At 29.9% G+C, this 21,548-nt stretch carries 27 protein-coding genes; 6 read left to right on the top strand and 21 right to left on the bottom strand.

Translation table 11 applies throughout. The annotated features are described in order from the left end of the window. Window positions 1–2 precede the first annotated feature (2 nt). Genes AAH949_RS02085 through lpxB form a run of 5 tightly spaced genes read right to left on the bottom strand, consistent with a single transcriptional unit; the run spans window position 3 to window position 5,013 of the window. Window positions 3–959: a chemotaxis protein gene (locus AAH949_RS02085; protein ID WP_348518830.1), complete on the bottom strand. Its 957-nt coding sequence runs from the start codon at window positions 957–959 to the stop codon at window positions 3–5. 1 nt (window position 960) lies between these two features. Then, the gene (locus AAH949_RS02080) at window positions 961–1,692 is read right to left on the bottom strand and encodes a metallophosphoesterase (RefSeq protein WP_348518829.1); all 732 of its coding nucleotides are present in this window, start codon (window positions 1,690–1,692) and stop codon (window positions 961–963) included. After that, on the bottom strand, window positions 1,689–3,422 hold the full coding sequence (locus tag AAH949_RS02075; RefSeq protein ID WP_348518828.1) for a sulfatase-like hydrolase/transferase: 1,734 nt from the start codon (window positions 3,420–3,422) through the stop codon (window positions 1,689–1,691). The genes AAH949_RS02080 and AAH949_RS02075 overlap by 4 nt, the downstream gene beginning before the upstream one ends. After that, entirely contained in the window at window positions 3,422–3,907 is a 486-nt protein-coding gene (gene greA / locus AAH949_RS02070; RefSeq protein WP_134237714.1) for a transcription elongation factor GreA, read from the bottom strand. The genes AAH949_RS02075 and greA overlap by 1 nt, the downstream gene beginning before the upstream one ends. Before the next feature lie 11 nt (window positions 3,908–3,918). Further along, entirely contained in the window at window positions 3,919–5,013 is a 1,095-nt protein-coding gene (lpxB, locus tag AAH949_RS02065; RefSeq protein ID WP_348518827.1) for a lipid-A-disaccharide synthase, read from the bottom strand. A 147-nt stretch (window positions 5,014–5,160) separates the two neighbouring features. On the opposite strand from lpxB, the gene zupT reads away from it, so the two are divergent. After that, window positions 5,161–6,036 carry a zinc transporter ZupT gene (zupT, locus tag AAH949_RS02060; RefSeq protein ID WP_134237712.1) on the top strand — a complete coding sequence of 292 codons (876 nt, stop codon included), beginning with the start codon at window positions 5,161–5,163 and terminating at the stop codon, window positions 6,034–6,036. A gap of 155 nt (window positions 6,037–6,191) precedes the next feature. On the opposite strand, the gene AAH949_RS02055 is transcribed toward zupT, so the two are convergent. The 5 genes from AAH949_RS02055 to peb3 all read right to left on the bottom strand — a co-directional run bounded on the left by AAH949_RS02055 (window position 6,192) and on the right by peb3 (window position 10,109). Further along, a complete protein-coding gene (locus AAH949_RS02055; RefSeq protein ID WP_348518826.1) occupies window positions 6,192–6,764 on the bottom strand; it encodes a cytolethal distending toxin subunit A in 573 nt (190 codons plus the stop codon). A gap of 9 nt (window positions 6,765–6,773) precedes the next feature. After that, window positions 6,774–7,577: a cytolethal distending toxin subunit B family protein gene (locus tag AAH949_RS02050; protein WP_134237710.1), complete on the bottom strand. Its 804-nt coding sequence runs from the start codon at window positions 7,575–7,577 to the stop codon at window positions 6,774–6,776. Further along, on the bottom strand, window positions 7,574–8,392 hold the full coding sequence (locus AAH949_RS02045; RefSeq protein WP_348518825.1) for an RICIN domain-containing protein: 819 nt from the start codon (window positions 8,390–8,392) through the stop codon (window positions 7,574–7,576). Before AAH949_RS02045 ends, AAH949_RS02050 begins: the two co-directional genes overlap by 4 nt. A 47-nt stretch (window positions 8,393–8,439) precedes the next feature. Then, window positions 8,440–9,282 (bottom strand): DUF817 domain-containing protein, encoded by an 843-nt coding sequence (locus AAH949_RS02040; protein WP_208335048.1) that lies wholly within the window; start codon window positions 9,280–9,282, stop codon window positions 8,440–8,442. Window positions 9,283–9,356: 74 nt separating this feature from the next. After that, window positions 9,357–10,109 carry an AcfC family glycoprotein adhesin PEB3 gene (peb3, locus tag AAH949_RS02035; protein WP_134237708.1) on the bottom strand — a complete coding sequence of 251 codons (753 nt, stop codon included), beginning with the start codon at window positions 10,107–10,109 and terminating at the stop codon, window positions 9,357–9,359. 160 nt (window positions 10,110–10,269) lie between these two features. Between peb3 and surE the strand changes: the two genes are divergently transcribed. From surE to blaOXA, 4 genes are read left to right on the top strand one after another with little or no spacing between them, the layout of a single operon-like run. Beyond that, window positions 10,270–11,049 (top strand): 5'/3'-nucleotidase SurE, encoded by a 780-nt coding sequence (gene surE / locus AAH949_RS02030; protein WP_348518824.1) that lies wholly within the window; start codon window positions 10,270–10,272, stop codon window positions 11,047–11,049. Beyond that, window positions 11,042–11,698, top strand: a complete 657-nt coding sequence (locus tag AAH949_RS02025; protein WP_348518823.1) for a ThiF family adenylyltransferase — start codon at window positions 11,042–11,044, stop codon at window positions 11,696–11,698. The genes surE and AAH949_RS02025 overlap by 8 nt, the downstream gene beginning before the upstream one ends. After that, a complete protein-coding gene (locus AAH949_RS02020) occupies window positions 11,682–12,131 on the top strand; it encodes a GNAT family N-acetyltransferase (protein ID WP_348518822.1) in 450 nt (149 codons plus the stop codon). The genes AAH949_RS02025 and AAH949_RS02020 overlap by 17 nt, the downstream gene beginning before the upstream one ends. Next, window positions 12,128–12,892 (top strand): class D beta-lactamase, encoded by a 765-nt coding sequence (blaOXA, locus tag AAH949_RS02015; RefSeq protein WP_348518821.1) that lies wholly within the window; start codon window positions 12,128–12,130, stop codon window positions 12,890–12,892. Before AAH949_RS02020 ends, blaOXA begins: the two co-directional genes overlap by 4 nt. Before the next feature lie 309 nt (window positions 12,893–13,201). Here blaOXA and AAH949_RS02010 read toward each other — a convergent pair whose 3' ends face one another. After that, window positions 13,202–13,417, bottom strand: a complete 216-nt coding sequence (locus AAH949_RS02010) for a 4-oxalocrotonate tautomerase family protein (RefSeq protein ID WP_348518820.1) — start codon at window positions 13,415–13,417, stop codon at window positions 13,202–13,204. Between the two features lie 124 nt (window positions 13,418–13,541). Here AAH949_RS02010 and AAH949_RS02005 point away from each other — a divergent pair, with 124 nt between their 5' ends. After that, on the top strand, window positions 13,542–14,432 hold the full coding sequence (locus tag AAH949_RS02005; RefSeq protein WP_348518819.1) for a hypothetical protein: 891 nt from the start codon (window positions 13,542–13,544) through the stop codon (window positions 14,430–14,432). 184 nt (window positions 14,433–14,616) lie between these two features. Here the strand turns inward: AAH949_RS02005 and AAH949_RS02000 are convergent, their stop codons facing one another. From AAH949_RS02000 to AAH949_RS01955, 10 genes are all read right to left on the bottom strand, one after another. Next, on the bottom strand, window positions 14,617–14,856 hold the full coding sequence (locus AAH949_RS02000) for a hypothetical protein (protein ID WP_348518818.1): 240 nt from the start codon (window positions 14,854–14,856) through the stop codon (window positions 14,617–14,619). 142 nt (window positions 14,857–14,998) lie between these two features. Next, a complete protein-coding gene (locus AAH949_RS01995; RefSeq protein ID WP_348518817.1) occupies window positions 14,999–15,283 on the bottom strand; it encodes a hypothetical protein in 285 nt (94 codons plus the stop codon). A 181-nt stretch (window positions 15,284–15,464) separates the two neighbouring features. Beyond that, window positions 15,465–15,950 (bottom strand): hypothetical protein, encoded by a 486-nt coding sequence (locus AAH949_RS01990; RefSeq protein ID WP_134237699.1) that lies wholly within the window; start codon window positions 15,948–15,950, stop codon window positions 15,465–15,467. Window positions 15,951–16,278: 328 nt separating this feature from the next. Continuing rightward, window positions 16,279–17,157: a sulfate/molybdate ABC transporter ATP-binding protein gene (locus AAH949_RS01985; protein WP_134237698.1), complete on the bottom strand. Its 879-nt coding sequence runs from the start codon at window positions 17,155–17,157 to the stop codon at window positions 16,279–16,281. A gap of 9 nt (window positions 17,158–17,166) precedes the next feature. After that, window positions 17,167–17,838, bottom strand: a complete 672-nt coding sequence (gene modB / locus AAH949_RS01980) for a molybdate ABC transporter permease subunit (RefSeq protein WP_134237697.1) — start codon at window positions 17,836–17,838, stop codon at window positions 17,167–17,169. After that, the gene (locus tag AAH949_RS01975) at window positions 17,828–18,229 is read right to left on the bottom strand and encodes a TOBE domain-containing protein (protein ID WP_134237696.1); all 402 of its coding nucleotides are present in this window, start codon (window positions 18,227–18,229) and stop codon (window positions 17,828–17,830) included. The genes modB and AAH949_RS01975 overlap by 11 nt, the downstream gene beginning before the upstream one ends. After that, the gene (gene modA / locus AAH949_RS01970; protein ID WP_348518816.1) at window positions 18,226–18,975 is read right to left on the bottom strand and encodes a molybdate ABC transporter substrate-binding protein; all 750 of its coding nucleotides are present in this window, start codon (window positions 18,973–18,975) and stop codon (window positions 18,226–18,228) included. The genes AAH949_RS01975 and modA overlap by 4 nt, the downstream gene beginning before the upstream one ends. Before the next feature lie 43 nt (window positions 18,976–19,018). Next, entirely contained in the window at window positions 19,019–19,705 is a 687-nt protein-coding gene (gene bioC / locus AAH949_RS01965; RefSeq protein WP_134237694.1) for a malonyl-ACP O-methyltransferase BioC, read from the bottom strand. Then, window positions 19,702–20,313: a pimeloyl-ACP methyl esterase BioG family protein gene (locus tag AAH949_RS01960; protein ID WP_348518815.1), complete on the bottom strand. Its 612-nt coding sequence runs from the start codon at window positions 20,311–20,313 to the stop codon at window positions 19,702–19,704. The genes bioC and AAH949_RS01960 overlap by 4 nt, the downstream gene beginning before the upstream one ends. Further along, complete coding sequence (locus AAH949_RS01955; RefSeq protein ID WP_348518814.1) at window positions 20,310–21,452, bottom strand: pyridoxal phosphate-dependent aminotransferase family protein; 1,143 nt, start codon at window positions 21,450–21,452, stop codon at window positions 20,310–20,312. Before AAH949_RS01955 ends, AAH949_RS01960 begins: the two co-directional genes overlap by 4 nt. Between the last annotated feature and the right edge of the window lie 96 nt (window positions 21,453–21,548).

Genomic DNA, 21,548 nt, shown 5'->3' with positions numbered 1-21,548 from the left:
TCTTACTCCTGTTCCTGTACTTGACGCTCTTTTAATACACGCGCTATTTCAGCAAAAAAGTCACCTGCATTAAATTTAACCAAATAACTTTCTCCGCCTGCTTCTTGAACGCCTTTTTCATTCATAAATTCATTTGACAAAGATGAATTAAATACTATAGGAATGTTTTTAAATCTTACATCAGCTTTTAAATGAGCTGCGAAATGGAAACCATCCATTTGTGGCATCTCAACATCACTTACTATAATTTTTAAATGCTTATGTAAATCTTCACCATAAAGCTGATAAAGTTCTTCGAGTTTTTCAATCCCTTCAACTCCATCCTTAGCTTCTACAATATGAAGTCCCATTTTTTGTAACATTTCTTTAACGCGTTTTCTAGCAGTTAAGCTATCATCTAAAATTAATGCTGTACCACTAAATTTTTCAATTTGAGAATAATCAATATCGCTTCTTGGAGAATATATGCCAAGCTCTTCTACCACACTCTCAAGATCCAATATAAGCAATACCTCATCATTTTCTATACGCGTTACACCCGTGATCTTACCCTTATCTAAAGCTCCAGATCCTGTAGAAAAAGTAGCTGGCTCAATATCCTTCCAATTAATACGGCGAATTCTTTTTGCCTCATGAACGATAAAACCTATAAGAATATTACTGAATTCAGTAATGATCACTCTAGGCTTTAACATAGCTCCTTCTGGCTCTTTGATTTGCATCCACTTGGCAAGATTAACAACCGGAATTACCACACCACGAAGGTCAAATATTCCTTCGATATAATCAGGTACTCCTGGTAGCTCTGTAAGGCTAGGAATTTTTATGATTTCTCTCACTTTGGAGACATTAACTCCATAAATTCCTTCATAAACCTTATCTTGACCTTGTTTAAAGATACGAAAATCAACAAGCTCCATTTCATTTGAACCCGTTTTTACGATATTTTCTTCAAACATTTCAACACCTCAACTTCTGTTCTTGAAATTTTACTTTGTCTTGGCATTCTACTACAAAAAAACTTCTCTCATATGCAAAACTTGGTAAGTTAATATAATTAATTTTTTCTGTATTGAAAATAAAATTTTGATGATAGTGTCCTTCGATGACCCAATGTCCATTTGCTTGATATTTTTCATATCTTTTTTGAACTAGATTATCAAAATTATCTATTTTGTAAAAAAGATTTTTGTTTGTTTGATTTTTTAAAATTTGTTTTGAAATGGCATGAAAGGTAATGTTATTTAGAAAATTTAAAAAAATTAATAAATAGTGATTTCTTAAAGTTTTTAGTATAAATTGCAAAAAAGGCTTTAAAAAAATATCTCCATGGGCCAATTGAATTTTTTGATTTTCATCTTTTGTAAAAAAACACTCTAAAGGTTGAGAATTAATATCAAAAACTTTAACATTTCTAAAAAGATTTTTTAAATTAAAATCATGATTTCCTTCTAAATAAATAATTTCTATTTTCTTGGTTAATTCTTCAAGTAAATCTATATAAGGCTTTGCGAAATCATGAGTAGCAGAAATTTCGCCTATTAATAAATCGAAAATATCACCCATTAAAATGAGTTGCGGGGTAGAAATTTCACCATTTTTTAAAGCTTGTAAAAATTCCCAAAACCCTCTTCTTTCTTCATTTTCATGTGCATCAGCAATTAAGATTGCTTTATTTTGTATAAAAATCAATGCTTTGCCTTCTCACTTTTTAATGTCTTATCATAATCAACTTTACCATTAAAAAATCGAATTCTTTTAGTGTTGAAATCTTTACTTAATACATCTCTTGTAGCTTCATAATCTTTGACTTTAATACCTCCAATAGTTACCATTACATGGATTAAATCATCAATCATAAAAGGCCTATCTTTTGCTTTAAGTATTTTATCTACTAACTTAGGATTATTTTGTTTAAATTTGTTACTTACTATGAAAAAAAACGGAATTTCAGCAGTAAATTTTGAAGTCACAAAATGCTCCGCTCTATCTCTATACTCATATACACTTTCTCCATGATCACTCATATAAACAATAACAACTTCTTTATCTTTAAATAAATCAAAAATTTCATTTACAAAATAATCATTATAAAGGACAGAATTTGCATAAGTGGCCACAATTTCTTTCTCTTCAATTTCAAGATTTCTATCAATATCATCTGCATTAAATTTAGCAAAGCCTTTATCATACCTTCTATCGTATCTAAAATGTGTTCCCATTAGTTGCAAAATAAAAAAATCTTTCTTATTTATTCTATCTTCAATAAGTGACAACATTTCAGCATCCAATGCCTTAGTAAAAATTTTATCATCTGTTGCAAATTTATTTAGAAAAATAGTTTCTTCTGCACGATTTGCCACAGCAGTAGTAATACTTGTATGGCCACTCATAGGTTCGTGATTAGATATAAAAATACTCTTATAACCCGCTAATTCAAATAAATCAACGATATTTAATCTATCATGCCAATTTTCTTCATTTTCAATATTTGAAAAATTCATAACCCTTCTAAGCGATGCTTGAGTGCTTGCAAAAGGTGATATAACATCATTAAATTTAATTAAATTTCCATTTCTTTCCAACACTTTTAAATTAGGTGTGGTTTCTAAATTATAGCCATACAAACTCATATAATTTCTCTGGGTACTTTCACCGATAACAAGGATAATATAAGGAATTTTCTTCTCAACGCTCACCCCCCCCCTATAAGAATTTGCAACTTTTTCATAATTATTTAGATAAAAATTATAATTAGCCCATATACCATTATTGGAATAGAATCTAAAAAATTGCTCTGGAATATCAATCAAAAAACTAAAATTAATCTTATCTATAGAATTTATCCCATGTTTTTTAGCAAAATAGCGATTTGCACAATCTAATACTAAACCCAAAATCACTGCAATATAAATAAAACACATTCCTGTTAATATTTTTTTATTGGATATATGTAGATATTTTTGATTTTTTTTAGTAAAAATAAACCATAAAAAAACACAAAAGAAAAATAAAACACAAGTGACTATTAACTTAAAATCGATATAAAATTCAGCAAATTCACGAATTTCTTTCAAATCCGTCTGAAAAATAAGATCTATAAATAAAGGATTAAATTTAGTAGAATAATTTGCTAGTAAATATCCTTGCAAGATAAAAGCAAAAATTGCATATATAGTAATAAAATACAAAAAAAATCTAGCTTTTTCCTTTAAAAAAAGGAAAAAAATATGAATGATGAAAATATTTAATACAAAAACAATAACGATATTTTTTAGTGCTTTAAAAATAAGCCACTCTAAAATATCGCGTTCAAAAGTCAAATAACTCCACCATAAAGATATACTGATATCTAATATAAAAATTAAAGATATATATGGAAAATACTTAACAATAAAATCAAAATATCTTTGTTTTACCATCAAAACTCCAAGGCTTTGTACTCTATGGAAACAATTTCAAACTCGCTTTCACCTTTTGGCAAACGCACTTTAAAATCATCTCCTTCTTTTTTTCCCAGCATAGCCCTTGCTATAGGCGAAGCTATGGAAATATAACCTTTATCCAAATTTCCTTCACAAATTCCAACTAAAGTATATTTACTTTCTTTTTCTGTATCTAAATCCATAATCACCACAGTTGAACCAAATTTTACACTATCATGCTCATAAGATGAAGGATCAATAACTTGTGCCCTTGCGATCAAATCACTAAGCTCTGCGATGCGACTTTCTATTAAAGCTTGTTTTTCTCTTGCGGCGTGATATTCTGCGTTTTCTTTTAAATCTCCATGACTTCTTGCGGTATCAATTTCTATCACAACAGCTGGGCGTTGATTATCTTTTAAATCTTTTAACTCGGCAACTAATTTATCATATCCAAATTGACTCATAGGTTCTTTTTGCATTATCCATCCTTTTAAATTTCATTTAAGATTTTAGCGAGATTTTTCGCACTTCCAAATTTTAAATATTCTTTTAAAAAATCTACTTTATCAAAAAATGCCTTATAATCATATTTATTATAGGCATTATATAAGTTATCCACATTCACTTCATCTTGTAAAAATTCAGGATTTAATTCGCTTTTGTTAGCAAAATCACAAAAGATATTTGCAAGGCCAATGTGTTTTAATTTCACAAAAAGTTTTGCAATGAAAATATCGATGGTTTTTGCCTTATAAGCTAATATAAAAGGTGTGCCAACAAGCGCAGCTTCAAGCGTAGCTGTTCCACTACAAATAAAAGCAAAATCAGCTTTTTTAAGAACCTTTGGTGTATTGTTTTCTATCTTAAATTCTTTGATATCGCCATAAATTTCTAGTTTTTTAAGATTAAATGGTGGTACGCAAAGGATTTTTTCACCATTAAATTTAAGTGAAAGCTCTTTAAAAATAGGCATCAGACGCTTAATTTCACTGTGTCTTGAGCCTGGTAAGAAAGCGATAATTTTTTCATTTTCTTTTTTTTCTAGCAAATTTTTAATATCATTTTCATTTTTAAATTCTTTAATCTCATCTAAGAGTGGATGTCCTACAAAAGTGCTTTTGCTAAAAAATTTCTCATCAAAAGGTAAGATAGAAGCTAAAATATCAAAATGACTTTCTATAATAGGAATACGCCCTTTTTTCCATGCCCAAACTTGAGGCAAGATATAATAAATTCTTTTTGTTTTTAAATTTGCTTTTTTTAAAGCCTTTGCAAAAGGTATGTTAAAAGCAGGAGAATCTATACATAAAATCGCATCAATTTTTTGAGTAAGACTTAAATTTACTAGCTCTTTTATGGCTCTTTTGGCTTTTAAAATGAGTGGTAAAACCTCTATAAAACCCATAGCACTAAATTCATGAGAACTATACAATGGTTTGAAATTTAAAGCAAATTCTTCGCACAAACTCTCATCATAAATTCCATAAAGTTCAAATTCTCCAAAATCTTTTTTATAAGCTTTTAAAACTTCTTTTAAATGCAAATTTGCAGAAGGCTCTAAGGCACATACTAAAAAATTTTTCATTCTCTCTCTTTTTTAAATTTTAAAGCGAAATCATAGCCAATTTTCACTTAAGACTTTGCTATTTTTTGAAAATTAAAGTTAAATATTATTAATAATTATTATCAATAAATAAAATTTATTTACTAATTTTTTGCTATAATCCTTGCCATGGAATTTACATTAGATCAAATTTTAGTAGCGATGGCTTTGACCATCTTAGCCGGACTTTCAACAGCTATTGGTTCTGTGATAGCATTTTTTAGCAAAAATGATAATCTTAGAATCCTTTCTTTTGGACTTGGTTTTTCTGCTGGGGTGATGATATATATTTCTTTCATGGAAATTTTACCTTCATCTTTTGTAGATTTTAAGAAATATTATAATTCAAGTTATGGGGAACTTTTGGCACTTTTGTGCTTTTTTGGTGGGATTTTCTTATCGGCTATCATTGACAAATTCATCCCTGAAGATGTCAATCCGCACGAGCCAAAAGAGGATTTAAGCGAGCTTAAAATTTGTCCTTTGCCTAAGAAAAATGAAAAAGCACCAACTTTTCACGCAGGCGAACCTTTAAAAAAAATTAATGTAAAAGCTTTAAAAAGAACAGGAATTTTTACCGCACTTGCTATTGCTATACATAATTTTCCAGAAGGTTTTGCAACTTTTATTTCAAGTCTTGATAATCTAAGTTTTGGCATAGCCATTGCCGTAGCAGTAGCGATACATAATATCCCTGAAGGAATGGCGGTTTCTTTACCAATCTATCATGCTACAAATGATAAGAAAAAAGCTTTTATCTACTCGGCACTTTCTGGTGTGGCTGAACCTATAGGAGCGTTTGTAGGGGCGTTTTTAATCTTGCCTATTATGAATGAGCTTACCTTGGCTATCACTTTTGCTGTAGTGGCTGGGATTATGGTGTTTATTTCTTTTGATGAGTTGTTACCTGCTGCGAAAACTTATGATAAAGCCCACGATAGCCTTTATGGACTTGTTTTAGGAATGGCGGTGATGGCGGTGAGTTTGATTTTGTTAAATCCTTGAGTTAAATCAAGAATTTTAATTATTATTTATTAGGAAAAGCTCTAAACATTTTTCCATTAAACAACGCACCATTTTCTTTGAAATAAAGAGCAAATTCTAACATACAAAACTTATTTCAAACCAAGCCACAAAAGCTTGGTTTTATCATAAAAGTATTAGTAAATCGGGGTTGCTTCGACTATAGCAGGAGAGAAAAAGAAAAGCTCTCTTAATTCTATAGGTACAGATGGATTTACGGTGCAATCATCCAAACCAAAGCGATTTTCTATAGCGATATTTGGATCAGCAAAAGTACTCATGCATTTTACTCCACCATTGGTTAGCGATCTAATTTGCACTGCAGCATTAATTGTAGGCATTATAGAAAAAACAGTCTGCATTGTGCCATCTTGCAAATCCTGTTTGCAAGATTTTGTCCCAAAAGCTTTATCATTTAACACAGCTAAGCATACATTACTTCCTCTAGGATTTACAAATTGCACATAACCAAAAGGGCGTTGTTTAGCATATCTATCCTTGGCTTTTAATTCATCACTAAGCACTATTTCTTTTAAAAACCAATTTTGCTCTTCTAATTTTTGCGAACTGTATCTAAATGGGCTTAAAGAAATTCCTGTTTCTAAAGATCTTATAGCAAACATTTGCGTAAAATCTTCCAATTCATCCAAAATAGGTGTAGCTTTTAAAAAGCCTAAAATTGCTAAAAATAAAATTAAAATTTTTTTCATCATCTTCTCCTAAGGTCTTCTAAAATTCACAGGAAAGTGATCGGAAGATAAAAAGGTTCTAAGTCCTGCCATAGCTAAAATAGCAACTATTGGTGGCGGGGTGTAAAGTGTAGCAGTATTTGAATTTCCCGTAACAGCATAATCAATAGTTCTTCCGCCCGTTTGAGTAAAAGAAGATGGTGTTACAACATTAATACGAGATCTTAAGCTTGCATCAAGTAAAGGCACTAAAGCACCCGCTTCTCTATTAAAATCACCTAAAATCATCCAATTAATATCTGGTCTATTTCTAAAAAACATATCTACAGCAGTTACAATAGCTCCTGCATCATTTCCACCACTTGCTAAAGCATGTATGCTAAAAAATGCATCGTTTCCTATGCGTATGCCAATGATTGGTCTTGAAGCAACTGTTGGAGGTGGTAAAACAAAAACCTCATCTGCTTGCACTCTGCTAACAATTGCCATATTAACGCGATTTGCACCCACATCCACTCTTGAGTAATAAATAAAAACAGAATTTGGTCTTGAAGCAGAGCCTAAATTCCACTCATATTCATGGATTGGTATTCCTACTCCTACGGGTTGGACTTGTCTTGGAGTTTGCACTGCAGTACTTGGCAAAACTCCCGCTTCTTGCACAGCTAAAACATCCATAGGATTATCGCCTGTTACAAGTTGTCTTATGCTAATATTCCATTTACTCTCCGTTGCTGCTGATGAACCTTGCAAATTCCAAGTTCCACTATTGTAGTTTTCTAAGGCACCAAATAATAAATTCACACTAAAAACTAAAAATATTATCTTTTTCATTCTAATTCTCCTATGCCAGAATAAGGTGATCTACCTTTGAAAGTTGGCGCACTAATAGTCCATTGTCTATCTAAGTTTTTTTCCTTTGATTTTAAACAATCAGTTAAATAAATATTATAAAAATTAAAGCTAAATTCCTCCATTACATTTCCAACTGGTGTTTGTATGCATTGTTGCGTTGCAAAATTTTGAATTTGAAAAGCCCCATTACTCATGGGCAAAAGTCTCCAAAATTGTGCAAAATTGCTTTGATCGCAAGGATAATGCACTATGCCATTTCTATACGCATTTAAACAAGTAAGAGTTTTTGCATTTTTAATCATCACAGTGTTGTTTGGAAATTCGATGAGTTGCCAAACTCTTGCATCGCCAAAAGGTCTACTATCAAACAAGTTGTATCCCCATATCCAATTACCTGGATTTAAAGCCCAAACAGTCAATGCAGCTCCATTAGGATTCATAATAGTGACAAAATCACTCACAATGCCTGAATTTTCATATAAGGCATTAGAGGCAAATTCATTTTTTGATTTAAGTCTTGGCAAAGGACCTTTTATAGCATTATCGCCTTTAAAGGTATTTGTAGCAACTATAGGCGGTGTAAGCGGTATAACTGGAAATTTCTTACCTTCAACCAAACTTGGAGTCTTTTGCTTTGCAGGTGGTGTTGGCGTTGAACCAAGCTTTAAAGGATCGCTATCGCTAAATTTACCATAAGATCTACCTAAAGGATTTATTTGTTGTTCTTTTGAAGAACAAGCCGAAAAAATAACCGCAAAAATTAAAAAAATTAAACTAAATTTTATTTTTTGCATATACCCTCCTTATAAAAATTTTTAATATAGTAACATAAATTATTAATTTATTTTGCCACATGAATGCGACTTTTAATATCCTTTAAAAATAAAGTTATAGTAAAAGTCATCACAATAACCAAACTCCACGCACCCCATTTTCCAAGACTTACTAAAGCCCAAGCACCAAGTTGATTAGGATATCTCCAAACACCTAAAAGTGTGCCTAAATTTTCAGCTAAATATATAAAAAATCCCACCAAAACAAAGCTTAATAAAAGTGGCATTTTGCGTTCTTTATCTAAAGGAGTAAAAATAATCACACTTCTTGCATAAAGTCCTAGCAAAAAAGCCAAAATATAATACCTATAATCACCTATATAATGATGAGTAAAAAAATTAATATAAATGAGTCCTGAACTTAGCACCGCTAAAGTGAATGGAGGATGGTGAGAAACTTTCATATCAAAAAGTCTCCAAGCTTGTATCACATAACTTCCAACCGCTGCATACATAAAACCAGAAAAAAGTGGTACTCCCCAAATTTTTGTATAGGCAAAATCTGGATAAGCCCAAGAATTTACAACTGAAGTCTTAAAAGCTTCGAGCAAAAAGCCTAAAAAATGAAACAAACAAATAGCTTTTAATTCATCTTTACTTTCTAATTTGCTAAGTACCATCCAAGCTTGTATTATTAAAGCAATGATTAAAAGTAAATCATAACGATAAATTCCAAAAAGTCCTTCGCGTGGCACACAAAACATCGCGATGAAAAAAAGCCCTGCAAACAAACATGCCCTAGCTTGTTTTATACCAAAAAACCAAAACTCCATACAAAAGCGTTTAAAACCTTTATAATTTCTTGCTTTTTGATTGGTTAAAATGGCATCTAGATGATTTAAAATTCGCAAATTTATTCCTAAAAAATTTTTTAAAATTATAGAAAAAATTTGCAAATTCTACAAAATTAATAAAAGATTAAAAACTACTCTCTCCAGCCGTATTTTTTGAAAATCTCTTTAGCTTCTTTGGATTCTAAATATGCGATGAAATCATATACTTCTTTGTCGCTATTTTCTTTTGCCACAATATTTAAAGTTCTATAAACCACTAAATCTTTTTCGATCGCCACAACACTTCCTAGATCAGGATTGCTTTTTGACCAATCAATCCATGTGATCCACGCATCTGCTTTATTTTCCGCAAAAAGTTTTCTAGCACTTCCGCTATTTGGCGCAAAAGCTACTATATTGGATCTAAAATTTTGTATAGTTTTTATATCCCCAGTTCTTCCTATCATATCCTCCCAAACACCCGTTCCAGAAGTATTGCTCTTTCCTGATCCTTCTGGAACAACAATTCTTACTTTTTTATTAGCCAAATCTTTTAAGCCCTTGATTTTTAAAGGATTGCCTTTTTGAGTTAGAATAATAGCTTCTCTAAAATACAAAGGCTTAATTTTACTGGCATTAAAATCTTCTCCAAAATCACTTGCTATAGCTAAAGCTGATTGATCCGAAGCGCCAAATAAAATATCTGCATTTTCTTTAGCTTTTTCCATCCAAGTAGCTTGAGGACCAAAATTTACATTGACTTTTACACCTGTTTTTTCGGCGTATTTATTTGCCACATCTTTTAAAGCTGTATGCGGACCACCTGGTCCATAAAGATTTATATCAGCATTTGCTATACTTAAAGTTAAAGCACATATACTAAATAATTTGACGATTTTTTTCATATTTCTTCCTTTAAATTTTGAAATTTTTAAAAGTTGAAATTGTAAAAATTATTTATTAATAATTAGTTATTATAAAAAATATTATTTTCATAATTTAAGATAAATCCAAAAAAGAATTTTTTGCTAAAATATCATCATTTCGACAAATTAAGGATAAATAATGAAAGAAATTTTAATCACAAATGATGATGGATATGAGAGCGAAGGGCTTAGAAAACTTGTCAAAATGCTAAGAAAAGAATTTAAAGCTAAAATCACCATAGTAGCCCCAGCTTATGAAAAATCAGCATGTTCGCACTCCATAACACTTACAAAACCTTTGCGTTTTGTAAAAGTAGGAAAAAGATTTTATAAGCTTGATGATGGCACTCCTGCAGATTGCGTTTATCTAGCTTTGCACGCACTTTACAAAACGCGTTTGCCCGATCTTGTCATAAGTGGAATTAATAAGGGTGCAAATGTGGGCGAAGACATCACATATTCAGGCACTTGTGCGGGTGCAATGGAAGCAGTTTTGCAAGGAATTCCTGCTATTGCACTTTCGCAATTTTATAAAAAAAGCGAAAAAGAATTTGATTTTAAAAATACTTTGAAAATCACAAAAAAAATCGTTAAAAAGATTTTTGATCAAGGTTTTCCGCTAGATAAAAAAGAATTTTTAAATATCAACTTTCCTTCCCCAAAAAGCGAATTTAAAGGCGTAAAAGTTTGTAAGGCAGGAAAAAGAGTGTATAATTTCAAGGCACATTCTAATGTCAATCCAAGAGGGGTTGAGTACTTTTGGCTAGCGGCTGCGAATTTAGATTTTGAAGATGAAACTAATAGCGATATAGCGCTTTTAAAGCAAGGATACGCCACGATAACGCCCATAATGCTTGATTTAAGTGCTTATGAAAAAATGAAAAAAGTTAAAAAATGGTTAAAGGCAAACGATGAATGATAGATTTACTCGTATAAAATGGCTAGTAAATGAAGAAAATTTCAATAAATTAGCACAAACCAAAGTGCTTGTATGCGGACTTGGTGGAGTAGGTGGAATATGCGCAGATGCGCTTTTTAGAAGCGGTTTTAGTGATCTTACTTTAATTGATGCGGACAAATTTGAAATCACCAATCAAAACCGCCAAATTCATAGTGAAAATTTAGGAGAAGAAAAAGCTAAGGTTTTTGAACAAATTTATAATGCTAAAGGCATAGTTAGCAAGATTGATGATGAGTTTTTGGCTAATTTTGATTTAAGTAAATTTGATCTTATAATCGATGCGATTGATGATATTCCAGCCAAAGTTGCGTTAGCAAATTTGATTGACTTTAAACGCCAAATTTTTATTTCTTCTACAGGTGGTGCTAGAAAGCTTGATCCAACACGCATTAAAACCACAAGTATTTTTAAAACCCATGGAGACGCACTAGCAAAAAAATTCCGCTATGAACTTAGAAAATCAGGCTTTAAGGGCGATTTTGATGTGGTGTTTTCTGATGAAGAAGCGGTGTGTAAAGATCTTGGCTCTTTTATGGGAGTAACTGCTTCTTTTGGGCTCGCACTAGCTTCTTTAGCATTAAGGAAAGTCCTTGATAAGAAAAGGTGATATTAAAGATTTAGAGGCTTGCATAAAGCTTTTTAAGCAAAGTGTAAAAACACTTTGTGCAAAAGATTATACAAAAGATCAAATTAAAGCTTGGCTTGGGATTGATGAAGAAAAATGGAAAGAAAAATTTAAAAATGATGAGATTTTCATCTATGAAAGAGAAGGTAAAATCGCTAGTTTTATAAGCATAATATTGGATCAAAAAATACTTGATTTACTTTTCACTCATCCTGATTTTGCTAGTCAGGGCTTAGCTACAAATTTACTTGATTTTGCTTTGAGAAATTATCCACATAATGAAATTTACACTTTTGTATCATTAAGCGCCAAAGAGTTTTTCTTAAAAAATGATTTTGAGATTGTAAGGGAAAATGAAGCTATAAGGGCTAATCAAATTTTAAAAAATTTTTTAATGAAAAAAGAATTAAAGTGAAAAAACTTTTTTTGCTTTTATTTGTGTTAAATTTGACTTTTGCTAAAGACTTAAAACTTGAAGATTTTTTTAAAAACTATAATACAAATGGCGTTTTTGTGCTTTTTGATGGCGAAAATTATGCAAGTAATGATTTTACAAGAGCCAATAAGGCCTTTTCTCCTGCTTCTACTTTTAAAATTTTTAATGCTTTAATCTCTCTTGATAGCGGTGTGATAAAGAATGAAAAAGAGATTTTTTATCACTATAAAGGTGAAAAAGTATTTTTGCCTTCTTGGGCGCAAGATATGAATTTAAGCTCGGCTATTAAATACTCTAATGTCCTTGCTTTTAAGGAAGTGGCAAGGAAAATTGGCATAAAAACCATGCAAAAATATTTAAATGATCTTCACTATGGCAATGCTAAAATTTCGCAAATTGATACTTTTTGGCTTGATAATTCACTTAAAATTAGCGCCAAAGATCAAGTGGATTTGCTTTTTAAACTTTCGCAAAATACTTTGCCACTTTCTAAAAAAGCACAACAAAGTGTTAAAAAAATGATTTATTTAAAAGATATGAAAAATTTAGAACTTTTTGGAAAAACAGGCTGGAATGAAAAAATCGCTTGGATAGTAGGTTTTGTGCGTTTAAAAGATGAAAATAAATTTAAATCTTTTGCACTTAATTTAGACATTAGCGAATTTAAAGATTTATATAAAAGAGAGGAAATTTTAGAACTTTATCTGGATAAAATTTTAACCAAAACCGAAAAAATGTAAGCAAAATAAATTTTCAAAGTTTATTTTTATATCAAAAAATATTTAAGAAATTTTTATAGGATATAATTAAAACAAAAAATTTACAGAAATTTCTCGTCTTGCTTATAATTTAGCCTTTATATAAAGTACGAAAGATAAAACACAAATGACTTATTTTATTATTGATTTAGTTTGGATTGTTTTAGATAGTGTAGTTTATTATACTTTTGTCTATAAAATAAGTACTTTACGAAGCTAACTTCAGTTATAAAGCTCTGCTTTAAATTTAAAACGGAATGCGGGGAGTAAATGGTTTAACTGCAAAGAAAACTAGCTTTTTTTCTGCTCTTTTCTCACTTCAGTGATAGTTTTTCCGCCTAAACCATAATTATCCTTTTCAATTTCATCGATAATGACAACAGTAGAAGCTTTATTTTTGTTTAAAACCTTAGCAAGTAAATCTGTAACACCTTCAATCAATTCTTGCTTTTGCTTTGGCATAGGTTCGCCGTTTTCTTTTGTGATTCTAATATTAACAAAAGGCATAGCATCTCCTTGATTTTAATTTTTTATATTGTAGCGCATATCTTAAATTTTAAAAACTCACATGATATAATGATGCATACATAAAAATATTTATTTAATTAAGTCATTAGTGGAGCAAAAAACAATGTTTAAAATTTTATTTTTGATTTTTATGGCAACTTTTGCCTTGGCTACAGATTTAGATACTTTGGATTTAAGTAGTGCGGACTTAAGTTTTAGCGAGTTTTTGGCGGATAGTTTTAATTTTACCATTGTGCTTTTTATGTTTATTTTTATGTTTTCTCCACTTTGGGGATGTTTATTTTTTGCTAAATTTGGCAAAAAAGATATAGTTTTTGACAAAGAAAGCATTTGGAATAACAAAATAGAACATCATTTTTTTGTCAAGCAATATTTTAAACATTATGCAATTTGGCTTGTAATGTTTTTCATCATAATAAGTCTTATGTACTCTGCGGCTTTACTAGGGGTTTCTTTGGATAATTTTGATGGGAGAACTAAATATTATCTCATTCTTTTTTATTTCTTTTTGATTTTTATGGCAGCAACTACTGGTGCAAATCTCTTTGGAGCACATTTTCGCTCAAATTATATCGATTTTAAAGATAGGATTTTCATCACCCCAAAAGAAATAGTGCTTTTTAAATTTAATAAAGAAAATAAAGAAAAATTTTCTTTTGAAAAAGGGCGGTTTAATGCTAAAATCCTGCCTTTTACAAAAGGAAAAATAGAGTATTTTGCCTTTCCTATGATAGGCTTTACTTTGATTTTAGATGATGGAAGACAAAAGGTAGAAGTGGAAATTTTTGTTACACTTTATTATTTTAACAAGAAAAAAGCCTTGATGGAAAGTGAATTTTTTAATAAGTTTTTTAATCATCTTAAAAATTACACAAGAAGTATCAATCACAAAAACTATTCCAACGCACAAGAATGCATTCAAGATATTACAGAATGGGGTTATAGAAGTGTTTTAAAAGACTTACTTGATAATTTGTCTTTAAAAAATAAGTAATTTGGCAAATTTATTTTAAAATGTGATATTTCAATTAATTATAATCTTTATCAATAAAAGTACAATTTATATCAGGATGATCTTTTAGATGATAGCTTGCATATCCGATTATTGGTTTAAATTTTTCATTTTCAATTTGAAAAAATGCTAAAAAATTACTTGGAATAATTTCTTTTTGACCGATTTATTTGTAGTCTTTAAAAATTTCTTCTTTGAATTTTTTATATTCTTCAATGTGTTCTTGGCTGAGTTTTTCTAAAATTTCACTTTCATTTTTCACTAAAAATTCATCAGTAAAATAAAAATAATCAAATTTTTTATCACTTACGATAAAAATTTTATTTTTATTTAATTCTTTAGCATTTTCAAGAAAAGGATAACGCTCATAAGCTTTATAAAAAGCATACAATCTTTTTCTGTCCATTTCATTAAATGAGTATTTAAGCCAAGCATTATCATTTTCATTTGTAAAAACTTTTTTATAAGCAAGAATTATTTTTGACTATTTTTTTCATATTCTTTTGTGAATTTTTTATATTCTTCGCTTTTTTCATCTTTTAACTCATCTAGCACTTGTATAAAAAATTTTCTCGTTGTTTAAAATAATAAAATTCCCAATTAATCTCATACAAAAGCTTATCTGCGATTTCTGGTTCTAAATCAAGCTTAAGATTGCATAATTTTTTAAGTTTATAAAAAGAGTCTGATGAACAAGAGTCTTTTTCTGTTTGCTGTTGGGTTTTACGGCTGTTTTCTTCTATTTTTTCCAAAAGCCAAAGTGGAGAAGTAACCGCAGCAAATGCACCAAGTGCTACAATTTGAGGCGAATGAATTACGCCTAATGCTGCCATTCCTGCTGTTTTGCTGCTACACCCACCCAAAAACAAAATGCAGATTAAACCAGCGATGATTTTTTTTCATTGTTTTTACCTAAGTTAATTTTAAAATAATGAAAACAATTATAACTATTTTAAATTAAAAGTGAGAATTGCTCCAAATTTGGAGCAAATTTTAGAATAATTTGCAATCAATTTAAGGCATTGAATTCTGTTTATTTTTGCGTTCTCGTTCTGTTCGCCTATCTTCATAAAGTTTATCATATTTTTTGGTTCGATAAAGTAATCTTATATCAAAATCTGTCTTATCAAGTGAAATTATAGAATTTCCATCTTTAAAATTTGCCAAATTATCGTATTTTTCTACCATTTTATATTTTGATAAAGATGATAAAAGATCATCAAAGCGATCTTCGTCAAAACATAATAATACCCCTATTAATTTATCCTCTGTATCAAAGCCAAAAATCACATCTCTATTTAAACCTTTAAGATCAAAATTTTTTTGATTAACAACAATTTGCTTGCCTTTGGTTACAGGATCATTTCCAATCTGCGTAAAATCAGGATATTTTTTGCTAACTTCCTCAAAAGTCGCTTTTCCAAGCTCAAAGCCAAAAGGATCGGGATCGCCAAAGAGTGAAATCACCGAAAAAATCAAGATTAAAAACACTTTTTTCATTTTTTACCTTTTAATAAAACATAAAACTAAAATTATAAAAACTTAAGTTTAATAAATATTTATAAGTGTTTGGTATTTTTTATTTACTTGTTTATATTGCTATAAAAATTAGTGAGTGTGGTTTGAAACAAAATATAGGCATTTTTTGATAAGATGGTAAAAATATTAAAAAAAGAAAGATTAAAACGCGAAATTCCTAGCTTTCATTAGTAGGAATTTTGAGATAAATTGCCAAATTATTGCTAAAATTAAACAAGAAAATAATTATAATTTACGCATTTGTATTAAATTTTAAAGGAATTTCAAATGGATTTAAAGACTTACCTTCTTAAATTTTTCCCACAATGATAGGGTTGAAGGCTTTCATGGAAAGTAAAAGTGTATCGCCGATTTTTATATCTTTGTAAGATTTTAAAAATTCTTCTTCGCTAAGTGTGATTTTAATAATATCTTGATTTAAAAGTAAAGTAAAAACGACTAAAATATCACTTTTTTTAATCTCAAGTAAAGTCGCACTTAAACGCAATTTCGCACTTAAATTTGATTGAGTGAAAAATTCACTTGTCTTTGCATCTTTGATGATTTTGCCATTATTAAGCTCTAAAATTCTATGGCTTAGCTTATAAATTTCAGCCAAATCGTGACTAACCAATAAAGTAGTAATTTTAAAATGTTGTAAAATTTTCATCAACTCATCTTGTAAAAAGGAACGCATTTTAAAATCTAGCGCACTCAAAGGTTCATCTAAAAGCAAAATTTGTGGCTCTCTTGCTAAAGCCCTTGCTAAAGCCACTCTTTGTGCTTGCCCTCCGCTTAAATTTTTAGGATAAATTTTAGCTAACTTTTCCAAATTCATCAAATTTAAAAGCTCTTCTACCTTTTGCTTTGAAGTTGCAGCATAAGAAATGTTTTCTTTTACGCTCATATTTGGAAAAAGGGCATAATCTTGAAAAACAAAACCGATTTTTCTTTTTTGTATAGATAAATTGATATTTTTTTGGGTATCAAGCCAAAGCTCATTTTCCACTTCTATGCGTCCAAATTCAGGTTTTATAAGTCCTGCAATGATTTTTAGCAGAGTCGTTTTTCCTACGCCACTTTCTCCAAAAATAGCAGTGATTTCATTTGTCCTTAAATGTGTGTTAAAAACTAATTCTTTTTTGCCTTTTGCGGTATCGAGGGGAAGTTTTATATCAATTTTTATCATAAAATAAACCTATAGAGTAAATTTTTTATTGACAAAATAAAGACTTAAAAGTATGATAAAAGAAAGCGTAAACAAAGTAAAAGCGTATTGATGCGCTAAAGTATAGTTTAAGACTTCAAGCTCATCATAAATTGCTATACTTGCAACCAAAGTTTCGCCTTTTTTATGTCCACCTATCATCATCACAACACCAAATTCGCCAACGGTATGCGCAAAACTCATCGCACAAGCGCTAAAAATTCCCACTTTAGAATTGGGTAAAATCACTCTAAAAAGTGTGTAAATTTTACTCTTTCCTAGAGTGTAAGAAGCATCAAGTAGGTTTTTATTTACCGATGAAAAGGCACTTTGCAAAGGATTTACCATAAAAGGCAATGAAAAAATTAAAGAAGCAAAAACCAAACCTTGAAAAGTAAAAACTAAAGAAATATTTAAATATTCTTTTAAAAACTGCCCCAAAAAGCTATTTGCTGAAAAGCTTACAAGCAAATAAAAGCCCAAAACACTAGGCGGTAAAACCAAAGGCAAAGCCACAAGGGTTTGCACCAAGCTCTTAAAAGGTAATTTCACAAAGCTTAAAAGATAGGCTAAAAAAACTCCTATGAAAAAAAGTATAAAAGTAGTGATAAATGCGAGTTTAAAAGTAAGATACAAGGTTTGTAAAAAATCACTATCCATCAACTGCCCTTAAAATAATATCATTTGCCTTAACAAAACAAAGCCATTCTTGTCCTTCTTTAAGATTAAGCCTTAAAGCCTTTTCTTTGGTAATAATGCTTGAAATTTCATCACCTTTAAAATCAAAAAATACATGACATAGCATTTTGCCTTTTTTAATACTTTTAATTTTAGCCGAGAATGAATTTTCAACACTTAAAATGGAATTTGGCAAGGCAAAGCTAAGTTCGTGTTCTTTAAAAAGTACTTGAATATTTGAGCTTATTTTTAGATCTTGTAAAGAATTAAGATCAAGCATTAAAACACTAAAAATTTGCTCTTTAATGTTGATCTTAACAATGACAATCTCATCTTCATTTAAAAGATCTATAATTTTACCATTTAAAGCATTCAAGGTGTGTTAAATCCATATTTTTTAATGATATCTTTACCTTGTTTAGAACTTACAAAATCAGCAAACTGGGTAGCTAATTTTTTATTCTTGGCATATTTTGTGATAACAAAACTTTGTTCTAGTGGAGTGAAATATTTTTCATTAATTAAAACCACTTTTCCTTTGGGTTTATTTACGGGTGAAACCAAAGAATAAGCCACGATGCCAACTTGTGCCACTCCAGTGTCTACATGTACCACAGGCTGAGAAATATTATCACCTAAAACGATTTTATCTTTAAAAATCTTATCAAGTCCTAGTTTTTCAAGTGTTTGCGTGGCAACCACTCCATAAGGTGCAACTTTTGGATTTGCTATACTTAAATGTGAAATAATATCTGCTTTTTCGCTCAATTTTTCAATGCCACCGTTAAGTAAATTTTCATCCAAACTATACAAAGCCACAACACCTAAGGCATAAATTTTTGGTTTGCTAATTGCATTATTATCTTTTGCAATTTGTGCGGCATACTTTGCATCAGCTGAAAAAAAGAGATCAAATTCCCTTCCTTGCGTCAAAAGCTGATAATGCTTTCCTGAAGCACCAAAAACAAGCTCTATTTCATCATCTGGATGTGTTTTTAAAAACTCATCTTTAATTTCACTCATGGCTTTAGAAGCAGAAGATGCGACAAAAATACTGATTTTTTCGGCGTTTAAACTAAGTGAAAAAACGCTCATCATTAAGATGAAAAATATCTTTTTCATTAAAACTCCTTTATAAAAAATAAATAATTATATAACAAAAAACTTATTTTACTCTTTTTTTGCATATTATAAAAATAGAATGATAAGTAATTTTGTTTTGAAATTTTTCTTCAAATTCTTTTAAAAAACCCTTATTTAAAGGATAAAACCCCAAAGAATTTACTCCGCTAAATTTTAAATGTCTAAAAACATCTAAAGCACTTTTAAATTCCAAATTTATAAACTCTTGCGTAATTTTTACTTCACCAAAATGACTTGTAAAAATTTGCTTTAGCTCATCTACACTAAAATAATTTAAACCCAAACCCGTGCTTTGCTTAATTTCTTTTAAATTATTTTTTCCAAAAGTAGAAAGAAGTAAAATACCATTTTCATTAAGCATATCCCTAAGACTTGGTAAAATGCATTTTAAATCAAGCCATTGCAAACTTGCATTTGAAGTGATGAGATCAAATTTTTGCTTGCTTAAATTTTGTTTTGCAATTTCATTCATATCAAAAATTAAAGTGTTAGAATTTTCTTTAAAATCCAAAATATCATTTTTTAAATACTCATCAAAAGTAATGATTTTTTCAAGCTTTTTACTAAACTCGCCCCTACCACAACCAAATTCAAATACTTTTTCAAAATGCGTGAGTTTTGATTCTCTTAAAATTTCGCAAAGCTTTAAACCCATAAAATCTTGCGCTTTTGCGTGTTTTGCGTAATTTTTTGCTTTTAAAAAATTCAAATTTCATCCCAAGTTTTAAAATGAAAAAAAGCAAAATGCGGTTCGTCTAAAAAAATAAGCTTGGAAAAAGCGTTTTTCAAAGCATTTGGCGGAAAAATTTCATCCGTCTTACTTGAGTAAATTTTATCCCAAATAAAATCTTTGTTACACTCTTTTAAGGCAAATTCGAAAAGTTTTTCAAGCTCGGTTTTTAAATCTTTTTCATCTTTAAAAATAAAATTTTTTGCTTCATTTTCGCGCCCTTTAAATAAGGCTTTTTTAAAGCTTGAAAGTTCAAATTTTTTAATTTGCTTGGCAAAAATTACAGGATGAATTCCTTTCAATTTATCTATGCCAAAATTTGTGCCATTGATGGCAATTTTTTGCGAAAACTCCATATCTTTTAAAACTTTACTTGCCACGCAAACACCCATAGAAAAGGCTATAAGAGTGATTTTAGAAAAAGGACTTAAATCAAATTTAAAGTCTAAATTTTCATAATCACAAACCAAAACCACATTTTTATCACTTTTTAAATGCAAAAAATGGCTAGGATGTGATGCAAAGCCACCAAATACTAAGATAAGCTCTTTTGAGTTTTTATTTTTGATTAAATGAGTTATTTTCATAAAAGTTCTATCGCTTTCTCTAAATCTGTCTTACTAAGTCCTGCATGTAAGGAAAAGCGAATTCTAGCTGTATTTTTAGCCACGGTTGGCTCTTTAATAGCTGGGGCAAAAATACCATTTGTTTCGAGTTTTTTTGCCACTTCTATGGCTTTTTTATTTTCTCCTAAAAGCAAAGAAATGATATAGCTATCGCCTAAAATTTGATGATTTTTTTGTATGAACTTGTTTTTAAAAAACTCTGCCAAGCTTTGTAAATTTTCTCTTTTTTCTTTAAATTTACTCATTTTTTCAAAAATAAATTTCGTCCAAGCTACATTAATAGGTGGCAGTGCAGTGGAATAAATAAAAGCCCTTGCTTTGTTGATAAAAAAGTTTTTAAAAGGCTTTTCGCAAATCATACAAGCCCCCATAGAAGCAATGGCCTTACCAAAGGTAAAAACCAAAAAATCAACCTTTGTTTCCAAATTTAAAGCCTTAACAAGCCCCAAACCATCATCACCAAAACACCCCACACTATGGGCTTCATCGATGTAAAGTTTTATTTTAGGGTATTTTTCTTTAAAGGCAACCAAAGCCTTAAAATCACAAAAATCACCATCCATGCTAAATAATGCTTCGCTTAAAATGATGATTTGTTCATAATTTTCATAATGTTTTTTGATTAAATTTTCCAAATGCTCCATATCGTTGTGACGAAAACGAAAAAATTTCGCTCCACTAATTCCAAGCCCATCAATCATACTCGCATGGATAAGCTTATCAGCCAAAAAAAGTGTATTTGGGATACTTGCAAGTGCGGCAATACAAGAGATATTTAGATGATAACCGCTATTAAAATGTAGAATTTCTTTTTCTTTAAATTTGGTTTTTAAAAAGCTTTCAAATTCTTCATAAATTTCAAAATTTCCACTCAAGCTTCTTGAACTTGAACTTGAAAAAAACAGATTTTCATCTTTTAAAGTACTTAAAAATTCATCTTTTAAAGTTTTAGAAGAGCTTAAATTTAAATAATCATTTCCCGCTAAATTTAAAAGCTTAATGTCATTTTTAAAAACGAAATTTCCATCGTGTTTTAGAGGTGTTAGACTTCTAAGATTGTGATTTTTTGCAAGAGTTTCTAAGATATTTTCAAGACTCATTTTTTCCCTAAATATTTTTCGCATTATTTTAGCAAATAAAATATTCATTCGTATTTGAAAATGAAAAATTTAAATCAGACTATTTATCTCTTTTAA

Source organism: Campylobacter sp. CCS1377 (genome assembly GCF_040008265.1).
Classification (GTDB): domain Bacteria; phylum Campylobacterota; class Campylobacteria; order Campylobacterales; family Campylobacteraceae; genus Campylobacter_D.
This window is presented reverse-complemented; position numbering and strand designations above follow the sequence as displayed.